Below are 1096 nucleotides of genomic sequence, written 5' to 3' on the forward strand. Positions count from 1 at the left end.
GCAGGAGCGGAAGCCCTGTTCGGGATGACTGCGGTCGCGCAGGATCACCGCGACCAGGGTGGCGGTGTTCGGCCCGATCTTCGCCGCCCAGGACTTCAGCCGCTCGGGCGACCATTCGGAATAGCGCCGATGACTGGCCGGCATGTGATCGGCGACGGTGGTGTGCCGGCGGTTGGACGAGGTTCTCGCGTGGGCTGCGACGCGCTTGCCATGGTGGAAGACCTCGACCGTCTGGGCGGTGAGCCGGACCCAGACCTTCTCGCGCAGCAGGCTGTGCGGCGCCGAGTAGTAATGCTTGTCGACCTCGACATGGTAGTCGAGCCCGACCGTGCATTGCTTCCATTCGGAGAAGACGTAGGGCTCGGCGGGCAAGGGCCGCAGCGCCGACCGTTCGATCTGCTCGAACAGGTCCCTCCGGCTGGCGCCGAGATGCCGGGTTATCCGGTCGTTCAGCCGATCGAGGAGGAGGCGGATGGCGGCGTTCAGGTCCGCCAACGAGAAGAACCGCTGATTGCGCAGGCGCGCCGCGATCCAGCGATCGACAATCTGGACCGCCACCTCCACCTTCGCCTTGTCGCGGGGTTTGCGCGGTCGGGCCGGCACCACCGCGGTGCCGTAATGCGCGGCCATGTCGGCGTAGGTCCGGTTCACCGCGGGCTCGTAGAAGCAAGCCTTGGTGACGCCGGACTTCAGGTTGTCGGACACCACCTGCGCCGGAACCCCGCCGAAATAGCCGAGCGCCCGGCAATGTGAGCCAATCCAATCGGACAACCCCTGGCTCCAACTCGCCTCGGCATAGGTCAGGTTCGAGGCGCCGAGGGCCGCCACGAACAGCTGCGCCTGGCGAACCTCGCCGGTCGCCCCGTCGATGACCTCCAGCGTGGTGCCGGCGTAATCGACGAACATCCGCTCGCCGGCGACATGGTGCTGGCGCATCACCGGCGTCAGCCGACCGCTCCAGCGCCGGTAGAGATCGCAGAACCGGCTGTAGCCATAGCCCTCGGGATGAACCGCGCGGTATTCCTCCCAGAGCAGCGACAGCGTCACGCCCGGGCGCCTGAGCTCGCGATGGATCGCCGGCCAGTCCGGCTGGGTC

1 protein-coding gene is annotated in these 1096 nt (G+C 67.7%); it reads right to left on the bottom strand.

Annotated elements, in window-relative coordinates; genetic code table 11:
- Nucleotides 1–1096: IS21 family transposase (gene istA, locus GE300_RS22040; protein WP_154449706.1), on the bottom strand; the 1096-nt coding region annotated here is incomplete at both ends.

It is taken from the genome of Halovulum marinum (assembly GCF_009697225.1).
GTDB lineage: Bacteria > Pseudomonadota > Alphaproteobacteria > Rhodobacterales > Rhodobacteraceae > Halovulum > Halovulum marinum.